The 25,276-nt window shown below is 62.2% G+C and carries 15 protein-coding genes and 2 pseudogenes; 8 read left to right on the top strand and 9 right to left on the bottom strand.

Annotation, left to right across the window (positions count from 1 at the left end):
* Positions 1 to 69: 69 nt before the first annotated feature.
* Positions 70 to 1,926 carry a heavy metal translocating P-type ATPase gene (locus H4I97_RS00605; protein ID WP_244658685.1) on the bottom strand — a complete coding sequence of 619 codons (1,857 nt, stop codon included), beginning with the start codon at positions 1,924 to 1,926 and terminating at the stop codon, positions 70 to 72.
* Positions 1,927 to 2,040: 114 nt separating this feature from the next.
* On the opposite strand from H4I97_RS00605, the gene dxr reads away from it, so the two are divergent.
* Entirely contained in the window at positions 2,041 to 3,231 is a 1,191-nt protein-coding gene (gene dxr / locus H4I97_RS00600; RefSeq protein ID WP_182306054.1) for a 1-deoxy-D-xylulose-5-phosphate reductoisomerase, read from the top strand.
* A 99-nt stretch (positions 3,232 to 3,330) separates the two neighbouring features.
* On the opposite strand, the gene hemA is transcribed toward dxr, so the two are convergent.
* The 4 genes from hemA to H4I97_RS00580 form a co-directional block, all read right to left on the bottom strand.
* Positions 3,331 to 4,545: a 5-aminolevulinate synthase gene (gene hemA / locus H4I97_RS00595; RefSeq protein ID WP_182306053.1), complete on the bottom strand. Its 1,215-nt coding sequence runs from the start codon at positions 4,543 to 4,545 to the stop codon at positions 3,331 to 3,333.
* 217 nt (positions 4,546 to 4,762) lie between these two features.
* Entirely contained in the window at positions 4,763 to 5,557 is a 795-nt protein-coding gene (locus tag H4I97_RS00590; protein ID WP_182306052.1) for an FAD binding domain-containing protein, read from the bottom strand.
* 15 nt (positions 5,558 to 5,572) lie between these two features.
* Entirely contained in the window at positions 5,573 to 7,921 is a 2,349-nt protein-coding gene (locus tag H4I97_RS00585) for a xanthine dehydrogenase family protein molybdopterin-binding subunit (RefSeq protein WP_182306051.1), read from the bottom strand.
* Between the two features lie 79 nt (positions 7,922 to 8,000).
* On the bottom strand, positions 8,001 to 8,489 hold the full coding sequence (locus H4I97_RS00580; protein ID WP_182306050.1) for a (2Fe-2S)-binding protein: 489 nt from the start codon (positions 8,487 to 8,489) through the stop codon (positions 8,001 to 8,003).
* 310 nt (positions 8,490 to 8,799) lie between these two features.
* Here H4I97_RS00580 and H4I97_RS00575 point away from each other — a divergent pair, with 310 nt between their 5' ends.
* From H4I97_RS00575 to H4I97_RS00565, 3 genes are all read left to right on the top strand, one after another.
* Positions 8,800 to 9,060 carry a YMGG-like glycine zipper-containing protein gene (locus H4I97_RS00575; RefSeq protein ID WP_148154097.1) on the top strand — a complete coding sequence of 87 codons (261 nt, stop codon included), beginning with the start codon at positions 8,800 to 8,802 and terminating at the stop codon, positions 9,058 to 9,060.
* A 222-nt stretch (positions 9,061 to 9,282) separates the two neighbouring features.
* Positions 9,283 to 11,148: an autotransporter assembly complex protein TamA gene (locus H4I97_RS00570; RefSeq protein ID WP_182306049.1), complete on the top strand. Its 1,866-nt coding sequence runs from the start codon at positions 9,283 to 9,285 to the stop codon at positions 11,146 to 11,148.
* A 42-nt stretch (positions 11,149 to 11,190) separates the two neighbouring features.
* Positions 11,191 to 15,354: a translocation/assembly module TamB domain-containing protein gene (locus tag H4I97_RS00565; RefSeq protein ID WP_182306048.1), complete on the top strand. Its 4,164-nt coding sequence runs from the start codon at positions 11,191 to 11,193 to the stop codon at positions 15,352 to 15,354.
* Positions 15,355 to 15,388: 34 nt separating this feature from the next.
* Here H4I97_RS00565 and H4I97_RS00560 read toward each other — a convergent pair whose 3' ends face one another.
* Positions 15,389 to 15,817: an Lrp/AsnC family transcriptional regulator gene (locus H4I97_RS00560; RefSeq protein ID WP_182306047.1), complete on the bottom strand. Its 429-nt coding sequence runs from the start codon at positions 15,815 to 15,817 to the stop codon at positions 15,389 to 15,391.
* A 123-nt stretch (positions 15,818 to 15,940) separates the two neighbouring features.
* Between H4I97_RS00560 and rocF the strand changes: the two genes are divergently transcribed.
* The 4 genes and pseudogenes from rocF to H4I97_RS00540 all read left to right on the top strand — a co-directional run bounded on the left by rocF (position 15,941) and on the right by H4I97_RS00540 (position 19,777).
* A complete protein-coding gene (rocF, locus tag H4I97_RS00555; RefSeq protein WP_182306046.1) occupies positions 15,941 to 16,876 on the top strand; it encodes an arginase in 936 nt (311 codons plus the stop codon).
* A gap of 18 nt (positions 16,877 to 16,894) precedes the next feature.
* Positions 16,895 to 18,102: pseudogene (gene rocD, locus H4I97_RS00550) on the top strand (ornithine--oxo-acid transaminase).
* A 195-nt stretch (positions 18,103 to 18,297) separates the two neighbouring features.
* Positions 18,298 to 18,777, top strand: coding sequence for a chemotaxis protein CheW (locus H4I97_RS00545; protein ID WP_112686511.1), 480 nt, complete (start codon positions 18,298 to 18,300; stop codon positions 18,775 to 18,777).
* A 154-nt stretch (positions 18,778 to 18,931) separates the two neighbouring features.
* A complete protein-coding gene (locus H4I97_RS00540) occupies positions 18,932 to 19,777 on the top strand; it encodes an asparaginase domain-containing protein (protein ID WP_182306045.1) in 846 nt (281 codons plus the stop codon).
* 65 nt (positions 19,778 to 19,842) lie between these two features.
* Here the strand turns inward: H4I97_RS00540 and H4I97_RS00535 are convergent, their stop codons facing one another.
* The 3 genes and pseudogenes from H4I97_RS00535 to H4I97_RS00525 form a co-directional block, all read right to left on the bottom strand.
* Entirely contained in the window at positions 19,843 to 21,495 is a 1,653-nt protein-coding gene (locus H4I97_RS00535) for an OFA family MFS transporter (protein ID WP_182306044.1), read from the bottom strand.
* Between the two features lie 295 nt (positions 21,496 to 21,790).
* Positions 21,791 to 23,814: pseudogene (locus tag H4I97_RS00530) on the bottom strand (sensor histidine kinase).
* Positions 23,807 to 25,195, bottom strand: coding sequence for a sigma-54-dependent transcriptional regulator (locus H4I97_RS00525; protein ID WP_244658684.1), 1,389 nt, complete (start codon positions 25,193 to 25,195; stop codon positions 23,807 to 23,809). The pseudogene H4I97_RS00530 and the gene H4I97_RS00525 overlap by 8 nt, the downstream one beginning before the upstream one ends.
* Positions 25,196 to 25,276 lie beyond the last annotated feature (81 nt).

Below are 25,276 nucleotides of genomic sequence, written 5' to 3'. Positions count from 1 at the left end.
TTTGCCGCAGAAGAACCTTTATCCGCTGCCCTTTGTTCCGGCTCTCAGCCACAGGAAGGCTGCCGGCAGTCAGCTCTTTCGGGGCGGCACAAGGGCACGGAGGGCGTTCAAAATGACGGCGACGTCGATGACCTCCTGCAGGAGTGCCCCTTCGACGGGCGGCAGGTAGCCGAGGGCTGCGAAACCCATCGCCGTGAACGAAAGCCCGATCCCGACCGCGACGCTTTGCAGCGCAATCATGCGAGCACGGCGGGCGAGGGAGACCGCGATGGCCAGTGGCCCGAGGTCATCAACTAGAAGCACGACGTCGGCGGCCTCGGAGGAGGCGGCGGCTCCCCGAGCGCCCATGGCGACACCTACATCCGCAGCGGCAAGGGCTGGTGCGTCGTTCACCCCGTCACCGATCATCATGACGGGCGCATGTTCCCGCTCGTGCAACACGACCTCGACCTTGTCGCCAGGTGCAAGGTCGCCGTGTGCGGGGTCAATTCCGAGCCTAGCACCGACGGCCTGGACGACATCTGCACGATCGCCGGAGGCGAGGACGAAACGGGAGACGCCAGCCTCGCGAAACGCAGCGATCGTCTCCAGCGCGTCACTCCTCACCTGGTCTGAAAGAAGGATGATACCTGCGACCGCGTCGTCTATGCCGACCGCAACGACGGCCGATCCGGGAGGAAGAGCGTCACCAAGGTCGTAAGGGTCGCCGGAACGGCAGTGCTCCTTGACGAAATTGCTACCGCCCACAACCACTCGACGCCCGTCGACCGTGCCTGCGACGCCGCTCCCGGGCGTCTCGGTCACATCCGCCGGGTTGCTGAGTGCAAGTCCTGCCCCTTTGGCCGCGGCGACAAGGTTCTCGGCGCTGGCGTGATTGGATGCCTGGTCGAGAGAAGCGGCAAACCGGAGCATTTCGTTTGCATCGATACCGTCCATCGTGCGGATGTCGACAACACCGGCTCGGCCGGTGGTCATGGTTCCCGTTTTGTCGAGGATTGCCGTTCTTACCCGTGCCAGCGTCTCCAGAGCTCCGCCACTCTTTATCAGCACACCGACCGAAGCGGCACGCGACATGCCAGAGATGATGGCTACGGGAACAGCGAGGATCAGCGGACAGGGGGTTGCGACGACAAGGACGGAGAGAGCCCGCAGTCGATCGCCGGTAACCCACCAGGCCATACCTGCTATGATGACAGTAGCCATCAGGAACCACAACGCATAGCGATCGGCGAGCCTCACCATCGGTGCCTTGCTTTCCTGCGCACTCTTCACCAGCCGAACGATGCCGGCATAGGTACTCTCGGCGGCAGGGAGGGCCGTGATCAGATCGAAAGCTGCACCGCAACTGACGCAGCCGCTCGGCACTTGATCGCCCTCGAAAAACCGGACCGGCATGGACTCGCCCGTGAGGGCCGACATGTCTATGTCTGCCGAGGGAGCTGCAAGAACGCCGTCGACAGGGATCACCTCGCCGCGCCTGACGAGGATACGATCCCCCGGCACGAGACGCTCGATCGGAACCTCGTCAAGCCCGTTGCCACAGTAGCACATGGCGGTGCGGGCAACGCGCCCAAGCAGCGCCGTCATCTCACGACGCGCCCGGCCTTCGGCAAAATTCTCGAGTTGCTGTCCGCCGGCATACATGAGCGCCACGATATTGGCAGCCAGCATCTCGCCGAAGACAAGTGCCGCAGACATCGAGAGGGCGGCGACAACATCCAGCCCGAACTGCCGTTGCAAGAGGGAGCGCACGATCTCTGCGAGGAGCGCTGCAAGCACCACGGCGCCACCGGCAAACCAGAATTGCACCGCAAGGGAGGGCACGTCCGACCATTGGGCGAAAGCACCGGCAGCCAGTGTCAGCAGAGAGAGGATGGCGAGGAAGGGTTTGCCATTGTTCTCGAAAAATCGCGACAGCGCGCTCACGTCTTCCTCACAGCTGCTGGGCGCCAGCATACCACCACAGAAGAGCTAAAGCTTGCTGGCGCGCACATTCCCTTGTAGACGCATTTGCAAGGGAAGCAATCTCCGGAATTTGGAATGATCATGAGAACCGAGGTGCCGCGCCGTCTGACCGTTCTCGGTTCGACAGGCTCGATCGGCACAAACACGCTCGACGTCGTCCGCCAGCTGGGAGGCCGCGACGCTTTCGAGATCATGGCGCTCACTGGTAACGGCAATATCGAGCTTCTGGCGGAACAGGCCCGGAAATTCGGCGCACGGCTCGCGGTGACCGCCGACGAGAACCGTTATGCAGCCCTGAAGGACGCGCTGTGCGGCAGCGGCATCGCGGTCGCGGCCGGCATGAGCGGCCTCGACGAGGCGGCAGGGCTCGACGCCGACTGGGTGATGGCGGCAATCGTCGGGACTGCCGGTCTGGCACCGACACTCCGCGCGGCTCGCCGCGGCGCCAATATCGCGCTTGCCAACAAGGAATGCCTCGTCTCCGCCGGCGAACTCTTCCTCGACGCCGTCGGCACCGGCGGTGGGCAGCTGATCCCCGTCGACAGCGAACATAGTGCGATCTTCCAGTGCCTCGACAGGAATCAGCGACATGCGCTGGAGCGGATCATCCTGACAGCATCCGGCGGACCGTTCCGGGCCTACACCCGCGAGCAGATGGCAGGCGTCACGCTGCAGGCGGCTCGCTCGCATCCGAACTGGTCGATGGGCTTGAAGATCTCCGTCGGCAGCGCGACGATGTTCAACAAGGCCTTCGAGATGATCGAAGCCAAGCATCTGTTCGGTGTCCGTCCCGAGCAGATCGAGGTCGTCGTTCATCCGCAGTCCGTCATACATTCGATGGTGGGCTACGTTGACGGCTCGGTCATTGCACAGCTTGGTGTCCCCGACATGCGCACGGCTATCGGTTACGCCCTTTCCTATCCCGATCGATCCGCGCTCGACGTGGAGCGGATCGACTTTTCCAAACTCGCGCGGCTCGACTTCGAAGCTCCGGACGAGGCACGTTTCCCAGCGCTCCGCCTCGCTCGAACGGCGCTCGAACGCGGCGGCCTTCAGGGTGCCGTCCTCAACGGCGCGGAAGAGGCCGCCTTTGCCGCCTTCGTCGCCGAGCGGATCGGATTCCTCGGCATGGCAGAGGTCGTCGAGGCAGTGATGGATCAGTTGACGGATATCGGTCCCGCCGGCGAGATCGCTGACGTCGTGCAGGCTGACGTTGAAGCAAGACGGCGCGCCCGCGAGGTGGTTGGCCGGATGGCCGCGGCCTGATCATGCGCCTGCGCGCCGAGTCAACGACAGCTCCAAACGAAAAATGCGGATCATGTGACATGATCCGCATCTAAATCGAAGAAGCAGGTTGCTTGCTGATCAGGCGACGGCGCGGGCGAGAGCGCAGCGCGACCAGAGCTGATGCAGGGCGCCGACGAGCTTTTCGAGATCGTCGTCCGAATGCAGCGGCGTCGGGGTAATGCGAAGGCGCTCGGTCTTCTTCGGCACCGTGGGATAGTTGATCGGCTGCACATAGATGCCGAAATTGTCGAGCAGAAGGTCGGAGATCCACTTGCACTTGGCGGCATCGCCCACCATCACCGGCACGATATGGCTCGGATTGACCATATGCGGGATACCGCGGGCGTCGAGCATGGAGCGCAGGCGCCGGACACGCTCCTGATGCGCGAAGCGCTCGATCTGGCTGGTCTTCAGATGGCGTATCGAGGCGACAGCGCCCGCGGCAAGTGCCGGCGGCAGCGCGGTCGTGAAGATGAAGCCCGAAGCGAACGAACGGACGAAATCGCACAGAGCGGAAGAGGCCGCGATATAGCCGCCCATGACACCGAAAGCCTTGCCGAGCGTACCTTCGATCACGGTCAGGCGATGCATCAGGCCTTCGCGCTCGGCGATGCCGCCGCCACGCGCGCCGTACATGCCGACCGCATGAACCTCGTCCAGGTAGGTCATTGCGCCGTACTTGTCGGCGATGTCACAGATCTCCTTGATCGGAGCGATATCGCCATCCATCGAGTACACGGATTCGAAGGCAATGAGCTTGGGAGCGTTCGGATCGGCCGCGGCGAGCTTTGCCTCCAGGTCCTTCACATCGTTATGTTTCCAGATGACGCGCTCGCATTTGGCGTAACGGATGCCCTCAATCATGGACGCATGGTTGAGCGCGTCGGAGAAGATGATGAGGCCCGGGATCTTCTGTCCGAGGGTGCCGAGCGTCGCCCAGTTCGAAATATAGCCGGAGGTGAAGATCAGCGCCGATTCCTTGCCATGCAGATCGGCAAGTTCGCGCTCGAGGAGGACGTGATAGTGGTTGGTACCAGAGATATTCCGGGTGCCTCCCGCACCGGCGCCACAGTGGTCGATGGCCTCTTTCATGGCTTCGATCACCTTCGGGTTCTGCCCCATGCCGAGATAATCGTTCGAACACCAGACAGTTACGTCCTGTTCACCCTGCTCGGTGTAGCGGGTGGCGCGCGGGAAATTACCCCGCTGTCTTTCAAGATCGGCAAAGATGCGGTACCGGCCTTCTTCGTGCAGGCCCGCCAATTCGCTCTTGAAAAACGCTTCGAAGTCCATCGCCAAGCTCCAGTATGTCCTCATCCCTTTTGGGATCGTCGGGGCGTGCGGTCAACCCCGGCTTTGTAAATTCGTTCTAAACTGCGACAAAAGGCGCGGGCCTTTGGTCCTTCCAGAACACACTGCTAAGCGATCAATGCGCCCTCAGACTTGATCTGCGTCAAGCAGGAAAGGAAAGGGCGGCCACCGCCGCCCCTTTCGACGACTCTTTTTCATCTCAACATGCGGCGACGGCACGCTTCGTCATGACCCGGATCAAGTTCGCCCGGTACTCGGCACTACAATGCATGTCGGCCATGAGATCGTTGGAATCGACGGGCACACCGGCAACGGAGTCCGGCGCCCAGTTGGCCGACAAGGCTGCTTCCATGCCCTCGTGCCGGAAGACGCCATCCGAGCCGGCGCCCGTGACCGCGACCCGGACACCGCCTTCTCCCTTGGAGACGAAAACACCGGTCATAGCGAAACGGGACGCCGGATTGGCGAATTTCGTGTAACAAGCTTTCTCCGGCGCGCGAAAACGCACCGCGGTGATGACTTCGCTGTTTTCGAGAGCGGTCTCGAAAAGTCCACGGAAAAAGTCGTCTGCGGCGATTTCGCGTCGATCCGTGACAATGGTCGCGCCAAGCCCCAGCATCGCGGCCGGATAGTCCGCTGCGGGGTCGTTGTTGGCGATGGAACCGCCAATAGTACCGAGGTGTCGCACATGCGGGTCGCCGATCATGCCGGCGAGATTGCAGATCGCCGGACAGACCGACCGCAGGAGGTCCGACGAGGCGACCTCCGCATGCGTGACGCCCGCGCCGATCGTCACATTGCGACCATCGACACGGATGCCTTTCAGCGACGGAATGTGGCGAAGGTCAACGAGGTCGCTCGGCTGCGCAAGCCTCTGCTTCATGGTCGCGACCAGCGTCTGGCCACCTGCCACATACTTGCCGTCCTCCGTTGAGGCGATAAGCCTGCCTGCTTCCTCGACCGAGGAGGCGCGATGGTAATTCGTTGCGTACATGATCTACGTCCCCCTTTAGATCTGAGCCTGCATGGCCCGCCAGACGGCCTGCGGCGTGGCCGGCATGTTGAGGCGGTTGTTGCCGATCGCATCGGTGATGGCGTTGATGAGCGCCGGCGGCGACCCGATCGCCCCGGCCTCCCCGCATCCCTTGATGCCGAGCGGGTTGCCCGGACAGGGCGTACACTGATGCGAGACGTTGAAGGATGGCAGATCGTCCGCTCGCGGCATGGCGTAGTCCATGAAGCTTGCCGTCAGCAGCTGTCCCGTTGCGGGATCGTATTCGACATTTTCGAGCAGTGCCTGACCGATGCCCTGCGCGATGCCGCCATGCACCTGCCCCTCGACGATCATGGGGTTGATGATGTTCCCGAAATCGTCGGCCGCCACAAACTGGACGACCGTCGTCTTGCCGGTCTCCGGATCGACCTCGACTTCGCAGATGTAGCAGCCCGCCGGGAATGTGAAGTTCGACGGGTCGTAGAAGGCGCTTTCCTTCAGGCCCGGCTCCATACCGGCCGGCAGATTGTGCGCGGTGTAGGCGGCAAGCGCGACCTGGAACCATGGCAGTGACTTGTCGGTCCCGGCCACCTTCAGCTCACCGTTTTCGACGACGATATCGCTTTCGTCGGCCTCCATCAGATGTGCGGCGATCTTCTTGGCCTTCGCTTCGACCTTGTCGAGCGCCTTGACGATCGCCGACATGCCGACGGCACCGGAACGCGACCCGTAGGTACCCATGCCCATCTGCACCTTGTCGGTGTCGCCGTGGACGATCGAAATGCTGTCGATCGACACGCCGAGACGATCCGCAACGAGCTGGGCGAAGGTCGTTTCATGACCCTGACCGTGACTGTGCGAACCCGTCAGCACCTCGATCGTGCCGACCGCGTTTACCCTGACTTCCGCCGACTCCCAGAGACCGACTCCGGCGCCGAGCGAGCCGACCGCCTGCGACGGAGCGATACCGCAGGCCTCGATATAGCAGCTCATGCCGATCCCGCGCTTCATGCCCCGGCGCTCGGCCTCGGCCCGGCGGGCCGGGAAACCGTTCCAGTCGGCGGCGGACATTGCCGCCTCGAGTGAGGCCTCGTAGTCGCCGGCGTCATAGGTCATGATCACCGGCGTCTGATGGGGGAAGGTACGGATGAAGTTCTTCCGGCGGAGTTCCGCCGGAGAAAGCCCGAGTTCCCTCGCCGCGGTCTCCACCGTACGCTCAAGCAGGTAGGTCGCTTCAGGGCGTCCGGCTCCGCGGTAGGCGTCGACCGGCACGGTGTTGGTGTAGACTGTCCGGACGTTGCAGTGGATCGCGGGAATGTCGTACTGCCCGGAAAGCAGCGTCGCGTAGAGATAGGTCGGTACGGAGGACGAGAAGAGCGACATATAGGCGCCGAGATTGGCGATCGTGTCGACCTTCAGGCCGATGATGCGGTTATCCTTGTCGAAGGCCATCCTGACCTTCGACACATGGTCACGCCCGTGGGCGTCGGTCATGAAGGCTTCCGACCGATCCGCCGTCCACTTGACCGGTACGCCAGTCTTCTTGGACGCCCAGAGGCAGACGATTTCCTCCGGGTAGATGTAGATCTTCGATCCGAAGCCGCCGCCGACATCCGGCGCTATGACCCGCAACTTGTTCTCTGGCGCAACGTTGTAGAAGGCGCTCATCACCAGGCGGGCCACGTGCGGGTTCTGGCTTGTCGTATAGCAGGTGTAATGGTCTTCGGCCGCGTCGTAGATGCCGAGTGCCGCGCGCGGCTCCATCGCATTGGGTGACAGGCGGTTGTTGCGGATCTCGATTTCCGTGACGTGCGCCGCCTCCGCAATCGCCTTGTCGGCCGCCGAACTGTCGCCGATCTCCCAGTCGAAGATTAGGTTGCCGGGGGCTTCCGGATGGATCTGCGGTGCCCCTTCGGCGAGCGCACTGACCGCATCCGTCACGATCGGCAGCTCTTCGTAGTCGACCACCACCGCCTCGGCCGCGTCGCGCGCTTCGGCGAGGGTGTCTGCAACAACGACAGCAACGGCGTCACCGACATAGCGTACCGTATCGTGGGCGAGCGGACGCCAGGCACCCATTTTCATGGGCGAGCCGTCCTTGGAATGGATCATCCAACCACAGATGAGATTGCCGATCCCGTCGGCGAGAAGCTGCTTGCCGTCGAGAACGTCGATCACTCCAGGCATTGCCTTCGCCGCGCTCGCGTCCACTCCCGTGACACGGGCATGCGCATAAGGCGACCTGACGAAATAGGCGTACTTCATGCCCGGAACGACCATATCGTCCGTATAACGACCCTTGCCCGTCAGAAATCGCTTGTCTTCCTTGCGCGCGACACGCGCTCCAATTCCTTCAACGCCCATCATATCCTCCCGATGGCATTTCGGCTGCCCGACAGCTGTAGACGACGATCAGCGACAAGCGGCCGGCAAATCGACGTTTCTACTCGGCAGCCTGGCGGCCGGCATGCATCTCGGCATTGGCGGCAAGAACGGCTTTGACGATATTGTGGTACCCGGTGCAGCGACAGATGTTGCCTTCGAGCTCGTGGCGAACCGTCGCCTCGTCGAGTTCGCCACCGTGGCGGTTGATCATGTCGACGGCCGTCATCACCATGCCCGGCGTACAGAAGCCGCATTGGAGTCCGTGGTGCTCCTTGAACGCCGCCTGCACCGGATGCAGTTCGCCGTTGGCAAAAAGCCCCTCGACTGTCGTGATTTCCGAACCGGAAGCCTGCACGGCGAGGATGGAGCAGCTCTTGATGGACTTGCCGTCCATATGCACCACGCATGCACCACACTGCGTCGTATCACATCCGACGTGCGTGCCCGTCAGACCCAGCTTTTCCCTGATGAATTGGACGAGAAGCGTGCGATCATCGCAATCGCCGCTGACTGTACGGCCGTTCACCGACAGCGTTACTTTAGCCATATTGTTCCTCCTCGTGTCTCTCCAGGACACCCGCGCCATCATTTGTCTTTTTCCAGAGCGGATCAACTGGTACTTCGAGGGGGGACGGCATTTTTATTTGCCGCATTGCAGCAACTGCAGCGCTTTACTGTGTCGCCGCGAACACTGCGCCCCCGGCACGTGATCACGGACATTTGAATTCAATGGACTTTCCGATTTTGAAGGATATTCTTGTGCAGCGATCGCAAGGACGGATTGAGATCTGCCGGCGGATACGCGAGTGATGCAGTGACCGGTCATCCGGAATGCGTAAAACCATTGGAGAAAAGTCATGAAAAAGGCTCTTGTGCTTGTACTGATCGGCCTTTCGGTCGCTGGTTGCACACAGACCGAGAAGGGTGCCACCATCGGCGCCGCCTCGGGCGCAATCATCGGCGGTGCGATTACGGGTGACGTCCGCGGTGCTGCCGTCGGCGCCGCAATCGGCGGTGTATCTGGCGCCGTCATCGGCTCCGCCAGTGAGCCCGGCAAGTGCTACTATCGCGATCGCTACGGCCGCCGCTACGTCGACTACTGCCCGCGCGGCTACTGATCGCCTCTCGCCAGATCGGAGAAGTCCCGGTGATAAACCGGGACTTTTTTCTTTTCTGGGACGTCCTAAAGCGGTATCCCTTCCGGAGCCTGCATCTGAAGTTGCCGTTTAGCGAAACGGAAACGCCTGTCGGATAGGATGACCCGAAATACCAACGTTGCGTAAGCCGATCGGATCGACATTGCCGAAATTGAGTTCTGCGTTTCGGGGGCCGGGAGCGCCTTGACGGTCGCAGCGACGGCTTTGTTTTGCCTCGGCTCTGCCGGTGACGCATACGCCTTCAAGATATTCGGCATCACGCTGTTCGGGGACGACAAGGCTGATGTAGACGTCGTCGATCCCCTCAACTACAGCGTTAGTCTGGATACCGATGGCTCCGACCGCGAGCTCGCCCGGGCCATCGAACGAAGTTCGCTTCTCGTCAATCAGGCTGAGAACCCGGTCTCCGGCGACCTCGGGCTGGTCATCAAGGCACGCGACGATCGCGACAGGCTGATTGCGGCACTTTATGAGCGGGCCCATTATGGAGGCGTGGTTACCGTCACGATCGACGGCCGCAACATCGATGATCTGCCTCCCAACCCGAAGTTCGACCGAACAGGTCCGGTGCCGGTCACTCTCCGCGTCGAGCCTGGTCCGGTTTTCACACTGGGCGACATTCGCCTCGAAGGCGATGCAGCCCGCCTTGACCCGAGCCGCTACGATCTTCTACCCGGCGGGGATGCCGGATCGCTCGTGATCATCAAGGCGGCCCGTCAGATCGTCGATGACCTCAAGACGGAGGGGCGCCCCCTTGCGCATCTGACGGAACAGCAGGTCGTCGCGGATCACAAGTCGCAGACGGTCGATGTGGTCCTTGGTGCGGAAAGCGGCCCTGTCGCCCCGATCGGTCCCGTCACCATTTCAGGGGAGAAGGCGGTAGACCCCGATTTCATTCGCCGGTATTCGCGACTCAACGAAGGAAAGCCCTATACGCCTGACGACATCCGGAAGGCCTCGGAACGGCTGCGCAAACTCGGCGTCTTTTCGAGCGTGACGATCAAGGAATCGGAAACGCTTGCTCCGGATGGAGCGCTGCCGATCGGCATTACCGTTTCCGAAGGCAAACACCGCTATTTCGGCTTCGGCGCGTCGATCTCCACGATCGATGGTGCCGGGCTTGAGGGATATTGGGGGCATCGCAACCTGTTCGGGCAGGCGGAATCCCTGAGAATCGAGGGTTCGGTCGGCGGTCTCGGCAACTGGAACGGCATCGAGAATCTCGACTACACAGCCGGCATCTCCTTCGTGAAGCCCGGCGCCTTCGTTCCTTCCGGGACCCTGGATGCCAGTATCAAGGGTTCGACGATCACGACGGAATCCTACGACGCAGCTTCCCTCGTCGCGCGTCTCGGCTACTCCTACGAACTCAGCGACAAGGACACCCTCTCAGCCGCCACAACGCTGAGCTTCGACGACATTGATGACGCGTTCGGCAACAATCGCTACGTCACGTTTGCCCTGCCGATCGATTATGTTCGCGATACCCGCGACAACACGCTCAATCCGACAGAGGGATACCGCGCCACGCTCTCTGCGACACCGAGCTACGAGATTCTCGAGGGGACGGTCTTTTCGTCCTTTGAGGGCTCGATTTCCGGCTACCGCGGCTTCGGTGAAGACGACCGTCTGGTCCTGGCCGGCAAGCTGGCCGCCGGAACACTGATCGGCGGCGACGGCCTCGCCAGCATGCCTGCGACGCGCCGCTTCTATGCCGGAGGTGGCGGCTCGGTCCGCGGCTACGCCTACCAGGAAATCTCGCCCTACAACGGCAGCGGCGATGCGACCGGCGGACGATCCTACGTCACAGGTTCCGTTGAGGCGCGCCTCAACGTGACCGATGCGATCGGTGTCGTGCCGTTCCTCGATTTCGGAACGGTATCGTCGGAGATCTATCCCGATTTCTCCGATATCCGCCTCGGGGCAGGCATCGGCCTGCGTTATAACACGCCCTTCGGACCGATCCGGCTCGACGTGGCCATGCCGCTGGATCGCTACGACGGCGGTAGCCGTTACGGCATCTATGCCGGAATCGGACAGAGCTTCTGACACCGCCCGCCGCCACACCGAAAGGGAAGACGAAGAACCGCGATGCAATTTTTGACCCGTCTGACGAAATGGATCCTTCGCCTCGCGGCCTACGTCGCAGGAACGACGCTAGCACTGTTGGTCATCGCAATCGTGCTCGGCGGGTTCACCTCTTTCGGCGGAAGGCTGTTGTCGGGTTGGATCGCGGAGCTCGCCTCGACGCCCGATCGCCGGATCGCGATATCTAATCCGGGTCCCCTTCTGTCGGGAAAACTACGCATCGGCACGGTGACGATTTCCGATACAAAGGGAACCTATGCAACGGTCCGTGATCTTGCCGTGGACTGGAGCCCGTCGGCGCTGCTTGCCGGACGTTTCCGCGCCGATCGCATCGCGGCGGCGATGATCGAGATCGACCGGCGCCCGGTCTCGACGCAACCTCCCGCACCCGCGAACGGCTCCTTCCGGCTGCCGGTGGCGATCGACATCGCCTCGGTTGAAGTAGGTGACGTCTCACTTGGAAGCGCACTGGTGGGAACGCCGATGAGCTTCTCCCTCGCCGGATCCGGCCTGGCCGATGTCGACCGGATCGCAGCGACGGTTGAGGCGCGGCGCCAGAACATGCCCGATTCTCAGCTCGTCGCGGATCTGCTCTATGCTCCGGCGGACGATCACTTGCGCCTGAAGGCGACCGTTGCGGAGCCGGCCGGCGGGCTTGTGGCCGGCTTGCTGCGCCTGCCGGGAGAGCCCGCTCTCAAGATCGCCGTAGACGGCGACGGACCGCTGTCCGACTGGCGCGGCAATATTGCCGCTGACGTCGATGGTCGGCAGACGGTCTCGGTCGTAGCCACGCACCGCCTGGGAGCCGAGAACTGGCGACACGTGACGGTCAAGGGCGATGGCCAATTCGATCGAATTCTTCCGCCTGCCCTGCGCGAACTGTTTGCAGGCCAAACGCAGATCGACATCGCCGCGGCGATAGCGCCCTCCGGCGCGATCGAGATCGAAAGCGGGACCGTTACCTCCGCCCGGCTCGCACTCGCTGCGTCGGGAACCTTCGATCCGGCGGGTCAGAACGATCTGCAGGCAAGTCTCTCCGGGATCTCCGGACCGGTCGTCCTTCGCTGGACCGACGACAAGCGCACGATCGAAACAGAGGTGGAAAGTGCGACATTGTCCGTCAACGGGCCAGCATCGGCCGCCGCACTCGACATCAAAGCTCAGATGCAGTCCCTCACCACGACGGAGGGACGCCTGAACAATGTGGCACTCTCGGCCAAGAGCTCGGCCTTCGACCTGACGAAGCGTGAAGGCCAGATTGACACGACGTTATCAGTCACGGCAGGATCATTTTCGATCGCATCTCTTGATCGTATCATTCGCCCGCCGCTTACCGTTCACGCACCGCTCACGATCACGGCGGGAAATATCGGATTCAGCGGTTCGACCATTGAAAGCGCCTCAATAGGTGGCAAGCTCGACGGGAGCTATTCGCTCGACACAGGCGTCTTGTCGTCCCATGTCGCACTGTTCCTGTTGCCGGATGTCCTGCCTGCGGGCGTCGCGTCAAAGTTCAGCGGAACGATCGGGCTTGCCGGCGATCTTCAGTTTGCGCCACAACGCACCGTCAGCCTCGACAACGTGACGATTACCTCCGACGTGCTGGAGATGTCCGGCAGCGGTGCGCTGTCGGCCGACAATCAGCTGACGGCAGAGCTACAGGGCAAGCTCGCCGATATCGGGCACTTCCTTCCGAATACCGAAGGCGCGGCCGACTTCACCGTTTCCGTCTCCGGCCCTCTCGACGACGCCAGAGCAAGAGTGGATCTGAGTGCAGTCGAGGCGAAGGCAGCCGGAAGGACCCTCGAGAACCTGGCGATTGAACTGGAGGGAACCGCAAATCCTGCAGCTCCCACGGGACAGCTGAGGATTTCCGGCCAGTTGGACGGGCAGACCATCAGCGGCAGCGCCGATCTTGTCCCGGCGAATGGTGGAGCGAATATCCCGGCGCTCTCGGTCGTCGTGGGTCCAAATCGCGCGTCTGGCTCGATGTCTTTCTCACCACAATTCGCACCGAGCGGCGAACTGACCTTCGACTTTCCGGACCTCGGTCTGCTCGCCGCACTCGCCGGTCAGGAGGCCAGCGGCGACCTCCGGGGGAATGTGGTGGTTCGAACCGATGGCGCCCGAACCAGCCTTGACGTTTCTGCGAGCGGCTCCGCTGCAAGTCGCGGTGCGGTAGTTGTGACGGAGCCCGTGGTAAACGTCGCCATCGCGGACATTCAGACGTTTGCCGCCAATGGTTCGGTTCGCGCACGGTCACTCAAGGCCGCCGGTCAGACGCTGGAAGCTCCTCTTCTCTCCTTTACCCGTCAAGGTTCATCCACTGCAGTCAAACTTGAAGCTCGTTACGACAACGCACCCGTAATTTTCGACGGGAACGTCGCGCAAACTCCGGACGGCCTGACCATTGAGATCGACCGGCTTTCGGCAACGCCGCGCGGACTCCCACTGCGGCTCTCGGCTCCCGCCACGGTGGACGTCGTAAATGGCAACGCAATGCTGCGATCCGTCGTCATCGCCGCAGGCAGTGGCACTGTCGAATTGAACGGAAAGGCCGGCAGCACACTTGATCTGAATGCCGCACTGAACAGCATCCCAGCTGCGCTCGCCAACAGCCTGGCACCGAATCTCGGTGCAGCGGGCAGTATTTCAGGAACGGTCACTGTCACCGGGCAGGCGACATCGCCCGCGGTCGATTACACACTGGACTGGCGGAACGCAGCTGTCACCCAGACGCGCTCGGCTGCCGTTGGCGACCTGAACATCAACGCGAAGGGCCGTTTTGAAGGAAACAGGCTGACGATCGATACGCGCACGAGCGGCGCCGGGGGCGCAGTCCTCACCGGTGGAGGATCGCTTGTCGTATCCGGAGGTCAGGATGTCGACATGCGCTTCGTCGGCGATCTGCCCTTCGCGGCCCTGTCCGGACTGCTGTCACAACAGGGTCTCGTGTTGGAGGGCGTAGCAAATGTCGAGCTCACCGTATCCGGCAATCTCCACGCTCCCGTTATCGGTGGCAGACTGACGACGAGTGGCGCACGGCTGATCGACGTGCGGAGAAATCTCACCGTAGAAGACCTTGCCGCCACGGTCGCACTTGCCGAGAACCGGGCGACGATTTCTAGTCTGTCTGGGCGTCTGGCGAGCGGCGGCACGGTGTCGGGCTCGGGCACCATCGACATTCGGTCTCCCGGATTACCTGCCGATATAGAGATCAAACTCGGCAAGGCCGTCTACGTCGATGGAACACTCTTCCACTCGACCGTCGACGGCACGCTCGGCTTGCAAGGCCCCCTTCTCTCCGGCCCCATCCTCTCCGGATCGCTCGCGCTCTCCGATACGGCCATTACGGTGCCTGAACGGCTACCCGCAAGTCTCGCCGAGCTCGACGTCAAGCACAGAAACGCCCCGCCGGACGTGCGCGCGCAAACCGCCGCATTGCGACCGACGGAGGCGCGTGGCAGCAGTTCCAGCGTCCGGCTCGACCTTGCCGTTTCCTCGCCCTCGCGCGTGTTCGTGCGCGGACGTGGGATTGATGCCGAACTCGGAGGCTCACTCACCCTGAAGGGTACCGCCGCCGATCCCGAGGTCAGCGGCGCCTTCACGTTGCGGCGCGGGCGTCTGGCCATCCTGACGAAGCGGCTGGACTTCACCAAGGGAACGATCACCTTCGGCGGCGGGCTCATCCCCATTCTCGACATGGAAGCCACCACCACGTCCGGCAGCACGACCATAACGGTGACACTCTCCGGGTTCGCCAACAATCCGCAGGTCGCCTTCTCGTCTTCCCCGGCCCTGCCGCAGGACGAAATCCTGGCGCAGCTCATTTTTGGTCAGTCGATGACCCGGCTTTCGGCGCTTCAGATCGCCCAGCTCGCAGATGCCGTGGGACAGCTTGCCGGCGGGCAGACGTCTCTCTTCAACAGCCTGCGCGGCGCGATCGGCATCGACAACCTCGACATCACCACCGATGAACGAGGCCAGGCCCAGTTCCGCGCCGGAAAATACCTGAACGAGCGCACCTATATCGAGCTTGAGCAAGGGGCGAACGGAACGGGTCGGGCTATCATCAATCTCGATGTCGGCCGCGGTGTCAAACTGAAGGGCGAGGCAGGCGGCGACGGTTCCGGCGGTGCCGGTATTTTTTACGAAAAGGAATACTGACCCCGACGTCGCGTGTGCGCGACAAGCGGCGGGGTCAGTAGCTCACCTTGCTGGTCTTCAGGAGAATATTGCTCTCCGTGTTGTTGATGCCTTCGATGAGGCGGATGCGCCGCAGCGTCTCGTCGAAGGACGCGAGGTCGCGATCCTCGAGCTCCGCGACGAAGTCCCATCGGCCGTTGGTGCTGTGAAGGGCGCGCACCTCGGGTAGCCCTCGCAACTGATGGGCGACCTTGTCCGCAAACTTGCCGACGACCTCTATCATCACAATCGCGCGGACACCGGCTGCACGCAGCTCACTTCCGGTTTTGATGGTGAACCCTGCGATGGTACCGTCTGCAACCATGCGGTCGATCCGTGCAGCGACGGTGGCGCGCGAGGCACCGGTCATCGCCGCGAGCGATGACACGGCAATCCTCGCATTGTGACGCAATGCGCCGAGTATGGCGTGATCGAGATCGTCCAAGGGTCACATTCCGTCAAAATGGCTTTTCATTTTGTTAAATCTAACTTCCTTTTAGGCACTTTTCCATCTTTTTGCTGACGCCGTGCGTAGAGATAATCCCCAGGAGAACACAAGGAGCAGCGAATGCAGGCGCAGCAGAAGGCAGTGACACTGATCGGGGTGCCGGTCGAGGAAGGATCCGGCCGCGGCGGTTGTGCGATGGGACCGGCGGCCCTCAGGATTGCCGGGATTGGGCACGTCCTGCAGGAACTCGGGTATCGCGTGAACGATGCGGGCGATCTCCGCCCAAAACCGGCGGACGATCTCGCCGCGAGCGCAAGGGCTCGCAATCTTCCCGCTGTCGCCGCATTCACCCGCGCCCTCGAGAAGACCACGTTCGATGCAGCTGCCGCCGGCAGCTTGCCGGTGGCGCTCGGCGGAGACCACAGCCTGTCGATGGGCAGTGTTTCCGGCATGGCACGCTACGCCGCACAGGCAGGCCGTCCGCTTTTTGTCCTCTGGCTCGATGCCCATGCCGACTTCAACACGCCGGAGACATCCCCCTCCGGTAATATGCACGGCATGCCCGTGGCCTTCTTCTGCGGTCAGGTGGAGTTCGCTCCCATTCTTCCGACCGAACGACCGTTCGTCGATCCCAAGCGGGTCTATCAGGTTGGCATCCGCTCGGTAGACGAAGAGGAACGCATCGCGATCGCCAGGCACGGAGTCAACGTCTTCGATATGCGGGCCGTGGACGAGGAGGGTGTCGGCGCCATCATGCGCAGGATTCTTGCCGAGGTCGAGAGTAGCAATGGCCTCCTACACGTAAGCCTCGATGTCGATTTCCTCGATCCGGACGTCGCTCCCGGTGTCGGCACGACGGTACCGGGCGGAGCAACCTTCCGCGAAGCGCACCTGATCATGGAAATGCTCCACGACAGCGGGCTCGTCTCCTCGCTCGACCTCGTCGAACTGAACCCTTTCCTGGACGATCGCGGCAAAAGCGCCCGTGTCCTCGTTGATCTCGCGGCGAGCCTGTTCGGCCGCCGTGTCCTCGATCGCCCCACCCGCTCCGCCTGAGCCACAAGGAACGCCGCCATGTCCCAGACCGCTGAACTGATTGCCACCGAACACCGTCTCGGCGCCCATAACTACAAGCCGCTCGACGTCGTCTTGACGCGAGGCCAGGGCGTGCATGTCTGGGACAGCGACGGAAACCGCTATCTCGATTGCCTGTCGGCGTATTCTGCGGTCAACCAGGGACACTGCCACCCGCGCATCCTGGCCGCCATGACGGAACAGGCGTCAAAACTCACGCTGACCTCGCGCGCGTTCCGCAATGATCAGCTTGCCCTCTTCTACGAAGAGCTCGCCGCACTTACCGGCTCGCACAAGATCCTGCCGATGAACTCCGGTGCGGAAGCCGTCGAGACGGCGATCAAGGCGGTCCGCAAATGGGGGTACGAGGTAAAGGGTGTAGAGAAGAACAAGGCCGAGATCATCGTCTGTTCGGACAATTTCCACGGCCGAACGCTGAGCATCATCAGCTTCTCGACCGATCCGGACGCCCGCGAAGGCTTCGGCCCCTATACGCCTGGCTTCACCATCGTGCCTTTCGGTGACGCAGCCGCGTTCGAGGCCGCGATCAACGCGAACACCGTTGCCGCCCTTGTAGAGCCGATCCAGGGCGAGGCCGGCGTCATCATTCCCCCGCCGGCTATTTTCGGCGCGTGCGCGAACTCTGCACCGAGCACAATGTCACGCTGATCCTCGATGAGATCCAGACCGGCCTCGGCCGAACCGGCAAGCTGCTCGCCGAAGAACACGAGGGCATCGAGGCGGACGTCACATTGATCGGGAAGGCGCTTTCGGGCGGCTTTTATCCCGTGTCCGCGGTGCTTTCGAACTCCGAAGTGCTCGGCGTGCTGCAGCCGGGTCAACACGGCTCTACCTTCGGCGGCAATCCACTCGCCTGCGCAATCGCCCGTGAGGCACTGAAAGTGCTGGTAGAGGAAGGCATGATCGAAAACGCCGAGAAGATGGGTGCGTATTTCATGGACGGCCTGCGCTCGATCCGCTCCAACATGATCCGCGATGTCAGGGGCCGCGGCCTCATGATGGCGGTCGAGCTGGAGCCGGACGCGGGCGGTGCACGCAAGTACTGCTACGCCATGAAGGATCGGGGTATTCTGGCCAAGGACACCCACGTCAACACGATCCGCCTCGCGCCGCCGCTTGTCATCACGAGGGAGCAGGTGGACTGGGCACTCGAAAACATAGAGACGGTGCTTTCGAAAGGTGCCTGAAGAAGGAAGCGCACGCCAGCTCGCCTGTGGCCCCGGATTTAGATTTGAGCAACACTCTTCCGCTAGGGTGCTCTAAGCGAGACGAGATGTCACTGCCGCAGCCCGGTCCGTCGCATCGCCGGCACGCGCTTTCACGGCATGGGCAAGGACGTTTCGGCGCCGGTGCGGCCAAAGACAAAAGGACTGGGAACACTGATGGCAACGACGATAAACTCCACGACCTTCGGCGGCGACACTCTCGAGATCATCGCTTTCCGACTTCATGACCAGGAATTCTGCGTCAAGACGACGACCATTCGCGAAATCCGCGGCTGGGCACCGTCGACACCCATTCCGCATGCGCCGGCAGACGTGATCGGCGTCATGAATCTGCGCGGCTCGGTGATCCCGATCATCGATCTCGCCTACAAGCTCGGCATGAAGAGCACGGTCGCGAACGAGCGCAGCGCAATCGTTGTCGCCGAAGTCCACAACATGGTCATCGGCATGCTCGTCGATCGCGTCTCTGATATTCTGACGATCCCGAGCTCCCAGGTGCAGCCGGTGCCGGAAATCTCTGCCTCCTTCGACAAGTCCTTCTCCGAAGGCATCATCGCCACCGAAAACGGCATGATCTGCTTCTTGAACCTCTCGAAGATGTTCAAGGGCACGGAAGCCGACGACCTCGCCGCCTGACGGCAGCCCGCGATATCTTGATTTGAGGAGCCCGGCGCTATCGGGTAGCGCCGGGCTTCATTGCGTGCGCGCCCCGTCCTTCGTCAGGTGAGTTGATCGCGGACAGGGCCTGACGTACGACAGGGAAGACAGAATCGTCTGAGGTTTCAACGTCATGCAACTGCTTCTCATCCACACCGGCGGCACGATCGGCATGGCCCCCGGACCAAAAGGCCTCGCTCCGGTCAGAGGACTCGTCGAAAACGCAGTCGCAGAACGCCTGCCGGCAGGCGTCACGCTGCATAGCCATGTCTTCGATCCACTGATCGACAGCGCCGACATGGGACCAAACGATTGGAACGCGATCCTGTCGGCCATCCGCACCTACCCCGGAATGCCCGTCATCGTGACCCATGGCACCGACACCATGGCCTTTACCGGTGCCGCGCTTTCGCAGGCGCTTGCCGGAGAAGGCCGCAGCGTCATTCTTTGTGGATCCATGACACCGCTCGGCATGGGTGGCGATGCCGAAGGCAATCTTGCCCTGGCGATCGAGGCTGCCATGACGGCTGGTGAAAGCGTGCAACTGGCCTTTGCAGGTTCACTACTGCCGGCAGACGGCCTCGTGAAGCACCACAGCCACGAAGCGCTGTCGTTCCGCTCACAGCAGCAGTTACCGCAAACAATACCGGCACGGCGCAGCTTCTCCGCCCGCCGACTCGCCATCCTGACGCTCTCGCCGGGACTGCCGGCCGGGGCGCTGGAAGCCACCCTCGCCGCGCTCGACGGCGCTGTCCTGCGCGTCTTCGGCGCAGGCACGGCGCCGTCGGATCAGAGGACACTGAAGGTTCTCGCCGACGCCGTCGCTGCAGGCAAGCGAATCCGTGCGGTCAGCCAGTGCGAGGCAGGTGGGCTGACACCGGGGGCCTACGCCGCGGGCGCAGGTCTTTGGGCAACCGGCGTCGAGAATGGTGGACCGGAAACACCGGAAGCGGCTCTCATCCGCCTTTGGCTCAACTGAGGCGAATGCAAGAGAGGCGGACTTTTCAGCCCGCCCCCCACGAAAAATCTCTCTTTTAGTCAGGCTCAGCTGAAGAGCACGAAGGTCTTCTGCAGCGTAATCCAGACACCCCAAAGGATCGGGAGACCGATAACGGCCCAAGCGGCCAGCGCCTTTCCGTCGAGCCCACCCTTGCCGATGCCGAAGGAGCCCGTCGGGCCGGCGTTGCTTGCCTGAGTTTTGGCTTGCAGGGCCGCGACTTCGTCGTCCGACATGAACCACTTGTCGGAGAGCGGCCTGACCAGCGCGTTGGCAATGAGCCCCAAGGCCAGCATGCCGGCAAGAATGTACATCGTGAAGTCGTAGACCTGTGCACGGGGGATCCCCGCAGCGATCTGCGCCTCGCGAATGTAATTGACCACCACCGGTCCGATGATGCCCGCGGTCGCCCATGCCGTCAGAAGCCGACCATGGATCGCACCCACGAACTGCGTACCGAAGATGTCGGCAAGATACGCCGGGATGGTCGAGAATCCCCCGCCATACATGGAGAGAATGACGCAGAAGGCCGCCACGAAATACACTTTGCTGCCGATGCCGGCCGCCCATGGTGCCGAGGCATAGAGCAGGATGCCGAGCAGGAAGAAGACGTAATACGTGTTCTTGCGCCCGATCTTGTCAGAGAGTGATGCCCAGAAGAACCGTCCGCCAATGTTGAACAGCGACAGCAGCCCGGTGAACCCGGCAGCGATCGCGGCGACGGCAGCCAGTTGTTCCTTGCTGAGATCGGCAAACTTCAGTTCCGGAACACCGATCAGCGAACCGGCGAAGATTTCCTGCAGCATCGGCGAGGCCATGCCGATCACCCCGATACCGGCGGAAACGTTGAGCGTCAGTACGGCCCAGATCAGCCAGAATTGCGGCGTCTTGTGCGCGTCGCGCAGATGGACATGGCCGTGCGTAATCATCGCATTGCCGGTGACCTTCGGTTGCCAACCTTCAGGGCGCCAACCGGCGGGCGGAATGCGATAGCCGAAAGCACCGCCCATCATGAAGACGAAATAGATCGCCGCGATCACGATGAAGGTTTGCCACACGCCGACCGAGGTATCGCTCTTGAAAGTGTTCATCAGCATGTTGGCCAGTGGTGCTCCGATCATCGCACCGCCGCCGAAGCCCATGATTGCCATGCCCGTCGCCATGCCGCGACGGTCCGGGAACCACTTGATCAGGGTAGAGACCGGGGAGATGTAACCGAGCCCGAGGCCGATACCTCCGATGACGCCCGCACCGATCCACATCAGCCAGAGCTGGTGGAAGATGACACCGATAGCAGCGAGGACAATCCCACCGCACCAGCAGCAGGCCGCGACGAAGCCCGCCTTGCGGGGGCCAGCGCGCTCAAGCCAGCCGCCCCATATGGCCGCCGAGCTGCCGAGAAGCACGAAAAACAGGGTATACATCCAGCCGAGATCGCTGACGCGCCAGTCGCAGCTGGTCGTGAAGAGCGCCGTGGCCAGGGTCATATCCGGACAGGCGACAGGCGCCGTAATTCCGATCGACTTTGTGAGTGGCAGCCAAAACACCGAGAAGCCATAGGCCATACCGATGCAGAGATGAATGGCAAGTGCCGCCGGCGGCACCAGCCAGCGATTGAAGCCCGGCTTTGCGATGATACGTTCGCGGTCAAGCAAACCCGCACCATAACCGCCGGTTAGTGTTTCCGTGCTAACAGACATTTCTATTTTCCTCCCTTCCCCCGGTCGAAGCCGGCGGATCCATCTGCCTGCAGACAGACATCAGTTCCGATCCGTGGAGCCGATGCACGTACTGCCTCCCCAGCGATGTCGCGCAAGCGAGTCGCTCTCCCGCTTCCGGTGACCCGATGTCGGACAGCGCCGGAAGCAAAGGTCACGTTGCAATCCGCGTGCCAGGAGGCGTCTCGACGTTTTTCAATGTGTTAGGTCGCGCCCACTCGGAAATTTGGACATTTTGTCCGGTTTGCGTGCGACATTTTGTCCGCGCAAAAATTCTTCAATCCGCTTCGGGAAGCCAGACCGTGAAAGTGGTTCCCGCACCCGGACTGCTATCGGCAGTCAGGCTGCCCCCCTGTCGTGTGACCAGTGTCTGGCTGATCGACAGGCCGAGGCCCGTTCCACGCTGTCGTTTGGTGGTAAAGAAGGGATCAAAGACGCGGCGCAGTACGTCGGGTGAGATTCCGACACCGGTGTCCGTCACCTCGATCGCCACGCCCCGCTGCCCCTCGCGGTCCTCGTCTCGACTCTTCAGCGTCAGGGTGCCACCGTCAGGCATTGCGTGGATGGCATTGACGATCAGGTTTACCAACACCTGCTGCAGTTCTGTCCGATTCATCAACACGAGCCGCTCGGCCGTATCCTCCCGAAAAAGGGCGATTGCCCCTTGTTCAGAAGATGCTGCACGAGCGGCAAGGAATCGGAAATGACGTCCGCCGCCACGTGCCGTTCGATGTAGCCGGCATATTCCTCGGGCTTCGCGAACTGCAGCAGCTTGGTTACGATCTGGCTGATCCGGTGAATCTGTTCGTCGATCAGCCGGAATTCGGTTGCGACCTCCGCCGTATGGTCACCGAGAACACTGCGGACAACGTCGAGATTGCCTTGCATGACGGCTATGGGATTGTTGATTTCGTGAGCGACCCCCGCCGTGATTTCGCCGATCGCCGCAAGCTTTTCGGACATGATCAGTTGCCTCGTCGTCGCCTCGAGTTGCCTGTTGGCGATCTCGAGCTCGTGCGTCCGTGCGGCGACACGGGCATTGAGTTCGTCGTTCCAGGCCCGAAGTTCGAGATCACGTTGCTGGACCTGATCCAGGAGGGTATCGAGATGGTGTGCGACGCGGCCAATTTCATTGTCGGCGCGCACAAGCCCGGTGCGGGCACCGAGGTCCCCCTCCTCGACTCTGCCGATGGTCGCCGTCATGCGCTCGAGTGGCTTGAAGATTCCTCGTGCCCAGCGAAGAAAGATCGGAACGCTGGCAGCGGTCACGGCAAGGAAGGCAAGGCCAATACCGATCAGCGTCTCTGTCTTGGCGCGTGCGAACGGCGCCTCCAGGAAGCCGACATAGAGCATGCCGACCCTCTTGCCGTAGCTGTCGCTGATCGGCTCGTAGGCGGAGACGTACCAGTCATTGACGACGAAGGCACTGTCGAGCCAGACACGGCCATGGTCAAGCACCGCGTCGCGAACGGACTTGGATACGCGCGTACCGAGTGCCCGCTTGTCCTCGAAGAGCCGGACATTGGTGCTGATTCGCACGTCGTCGAGAAAAAGCGTCGCCGTTCCGCGGCTGCCGGCAGGCAGGCTCGCCTCGCGGTAGACGAGATCGTTGATCGTGTCGATGAAAACCAGGTTCTGGTTGAGCAGGACTCCGCCGACAAGCGCGACGCTTCCGCGTCCCGGTATGAATGCGGGGCTTGCAGAATGGACGACCATTCCCCGATTCTCGACGGTCCGGTCGGTCGGCAGCGCGTTCGGCGTCGGTACGAGCTCCAGCTGCGCCTGGGACGCCAGGTCAGCTGAGATTGCGGCCAGCTCGTCGTTGTTGAAGATGTCGATGGCAGTGCTCGCATGGCCGGAGAGCGCAGCCTGAACGACTGGCCAGTCGCTGCGGATCGGAGAGGCGGCTCTCACAAGGGGAGAGGCGGCAAGTGGACCGTCGCTGCCGATGACCATCAGGAAATCCAGCCCGAGCCGCTTGCGGTTCTCGTCGAGGAACGCAGGCAGGGACGCAGCCCCGCGCTGCGTGACGACGTCGCGGAAATCGGCCGAGTCCGTGAGTGACTTGAGGTGCTCACCGGTGTTTTCGAGAATCCGGGACAGGTACTGGTGCGCGATCGTCAGGTCGCCGTTCACCTTGGACGTCAGGAGCGCATCGAACTTGGCTTCCCATCGGGCCATGGTGACGGCAAGCAGCACCGGCAAGATGACGAGCGTTGGCAGCAGTGCAATAGCGAGCAAGCGAAAGCGAATCGAGGAGCCGCCCGCGGTGGACGTGACGGGTGCCGGTCGCTCAGACATTCCACACCAGGCACTTGCGGTCGATCGTCTTGCGCGAGATACCCAGTCGTCGTGCCGCCTCATCCCTGTTGCCGCCAACCTCCTGAAGAACGGCGAGAATGTGTTGCCGTTCCACGTCTTCGAGCGTTGAAGCGGCAGAGGGCAAAGGAGACCGATGACCCTGGAAGTCGTCGGGGAAAGCGCCGAGGATCAGCGACCGCTCGACCAAGTTCCGTAGCTCGCGAACATTGCCGGGCCAGCGATAACGCAGGAGTGCCGCCTTGACCTCCGAGTCCATGGTCACCGGCGGCATGCCGAGTTGCTGGGATAACTTGTCCATGAAGAGGCCAGCCAACTCGAGCACGTCACCGTCCCTCTCGCGTAGCGGCGGCAGAAGGAGTTGCATGACGTTGATCCGGTAGAAGAGATCGGCCCGGAAGTTGCCCTGCCTGACCTGCGCATCGAGGTCCGCATTGGTTGCGAAGACGAAGCGGAGATCGACCGGAACCTCACGCTCCGCGCCAACCGGGCGCACGCGCCTGTCTTCAAGCACCCGCAACAGCTTGCTCTGGGTGGCGAGCGGCATCTCACCGATTTCATCCAGAAACAGCGTCCCGCCCTGAGCGTGCATGAACAGCCCCTCGCGGCTGCTCTCCGCTCCCGTGAAGGCTCCCTTGAGATGGCCGAAAAGTTCGGATTCGATCATGTCCGGCGGGATCGCGGCACAGTTGACCGGCACGAACGGCTTCTCCGCACGATCCGACAACGCGTGGATCGACCGCGCTGCGACCTCCTTGCCCGTTCCGGATTCACCGCTGAGCAGCACGGTCGTCGGCAAGGGAGCGACCCTCGCAATCGTCTCCCGAACACGGCGGATCGCCGAGGATTCGCCGATCAGCTTGTCGCGCAGGAGAATATGATCTGAGGTGGTACGCAATTCGTAGCGCAGGACGAAATTCTCCCGTTGCAACCGCATACGGTCGAGACAACGGGCGACGGCGTTAAGGATCTGATTGGAACGGAAGGGCTTCAGGACGAAATCGACTGCTCCTGCCCTCAGTGCCTGGATCGCCGTCTCCAGGTCTGCGTAGGCCGTCATGAGGATCGCATCGGCATAAAAACCGATCGACCTTTGCTCCACAAGCCAGTCGACGCCGTTCCTGCCAGGCATGATATTGTCGAGAATGACGACGTCGAAGTGGTGGCGGTCGAGCTTGCGGGACGCTTCGTCTGTATCGGCCGCCTCCTCGATCCGCTTGCAGCGCGGTCCGAGGGTGCGGACGAGAAAGTTACGCATCCCCGGCTCGTCATCGACGACGAGAATGGAGGCTTGCGCAAGCCACGGTCCGAATTCGGGCACACGTTCGGCGGCGGCTGACTTCCGTACCGTCTCTGCCCGCACTAGCCTCTCCATCCCCTCGATCAGACTACCGTCTTGAATAGCAGAGAAGGCGAGGTCGCAAAAGCCACGGGACACGTCGGC

This window comes from Ciceribacter thiooxidans (genome assembly GCF_014126615.1).
Taxonomy (GTDB): domain Bacteria; phylum Pseudomonadota; class Alphaproteobacteria; order Rhizobiales; family Rhizobiaceae; genus Allorhizobium; species Allorhizobium thiooxidans.
Note: the sequence above shows the minus strand (reverse complement) of the source record. Positions and strands in the feature narration are given on the sequence as shown.

Coding starts and splice junctions, on each gene's coding strand:
- dxr (WP_182306054.1), top strand. CDS start 2,041: ATGATCATGAGAACCGAGGTGCCGCGCCGTCTGACCGTTCTCGGTTCG.
- hemA (WP_182306053.1), bottom strand. CDS start 4,545: ATGGACTTCGAAGCGTTTTTCAAGAGCGAATTGGCGGGCCTGCACGAA.
- H4I97_RS00590 (WP_182306052.1), bottom strand. CDS start 5,557: ATGTACGCAACGAATTACCATCGCGCCTCCTCGGTCGAGGAAGCAGGC.
- H4I97_RS00585 (WP_182306051.1), bottom strand. CDS start 7,921: ATGGGCGTTGAAGGAATTGGAGCGCGTGTCGCGCGCAAGGAAGACAAG.
- H4I97_RS00580 (WP_182306050.1), bottom strand. CDS start 8,489: ATGGCTAAAGTAACGCTGTCGGTGAACGGCCGTACAGTCAGCGGCGAT.
- H4I97_RS00575 (WP_148154097.1), top strand. CDS start 8,800: ATGAAAAAGGCTCTTGTGCTTGTACTGATCGGCCTTTCGGTCGCTGGT.
- H4I97_RS00565 (WP_182306048.1), top strand. CDS start 11,191: ATGCAATTTTTGACCCGTCTGACGAAATGGATCCTTCGCCTCGCGGCC.
- rocF (WP_182306046.1), top strand. CDS start 15,941: ATGCAGGCGCAGCAGAAGGCAGTGACACTGATCGGGGTGCCGGTCGAG.
- H4I97_RS00545 (WP_112686511.1), top strand. CDS start 18,298: ATGGCAACGACGATAAACTCCACGACCTTCGGCGGCGACACTCTCGAG.
- H4I97_RS00540 (WP_182306045.1), top strand. CDS start 18,932: ATGCAACTGCTTCTCATCCACACCGGCGGCACGATCGGCATGGCCCCC.
- H4I97_RS00535 (WP_182306044.1), bottom strand. CDS start 21,495: ATGTCTGTTAGCACGGAAACACTAACCGGCGGTTATGGTGCGGGTTTG.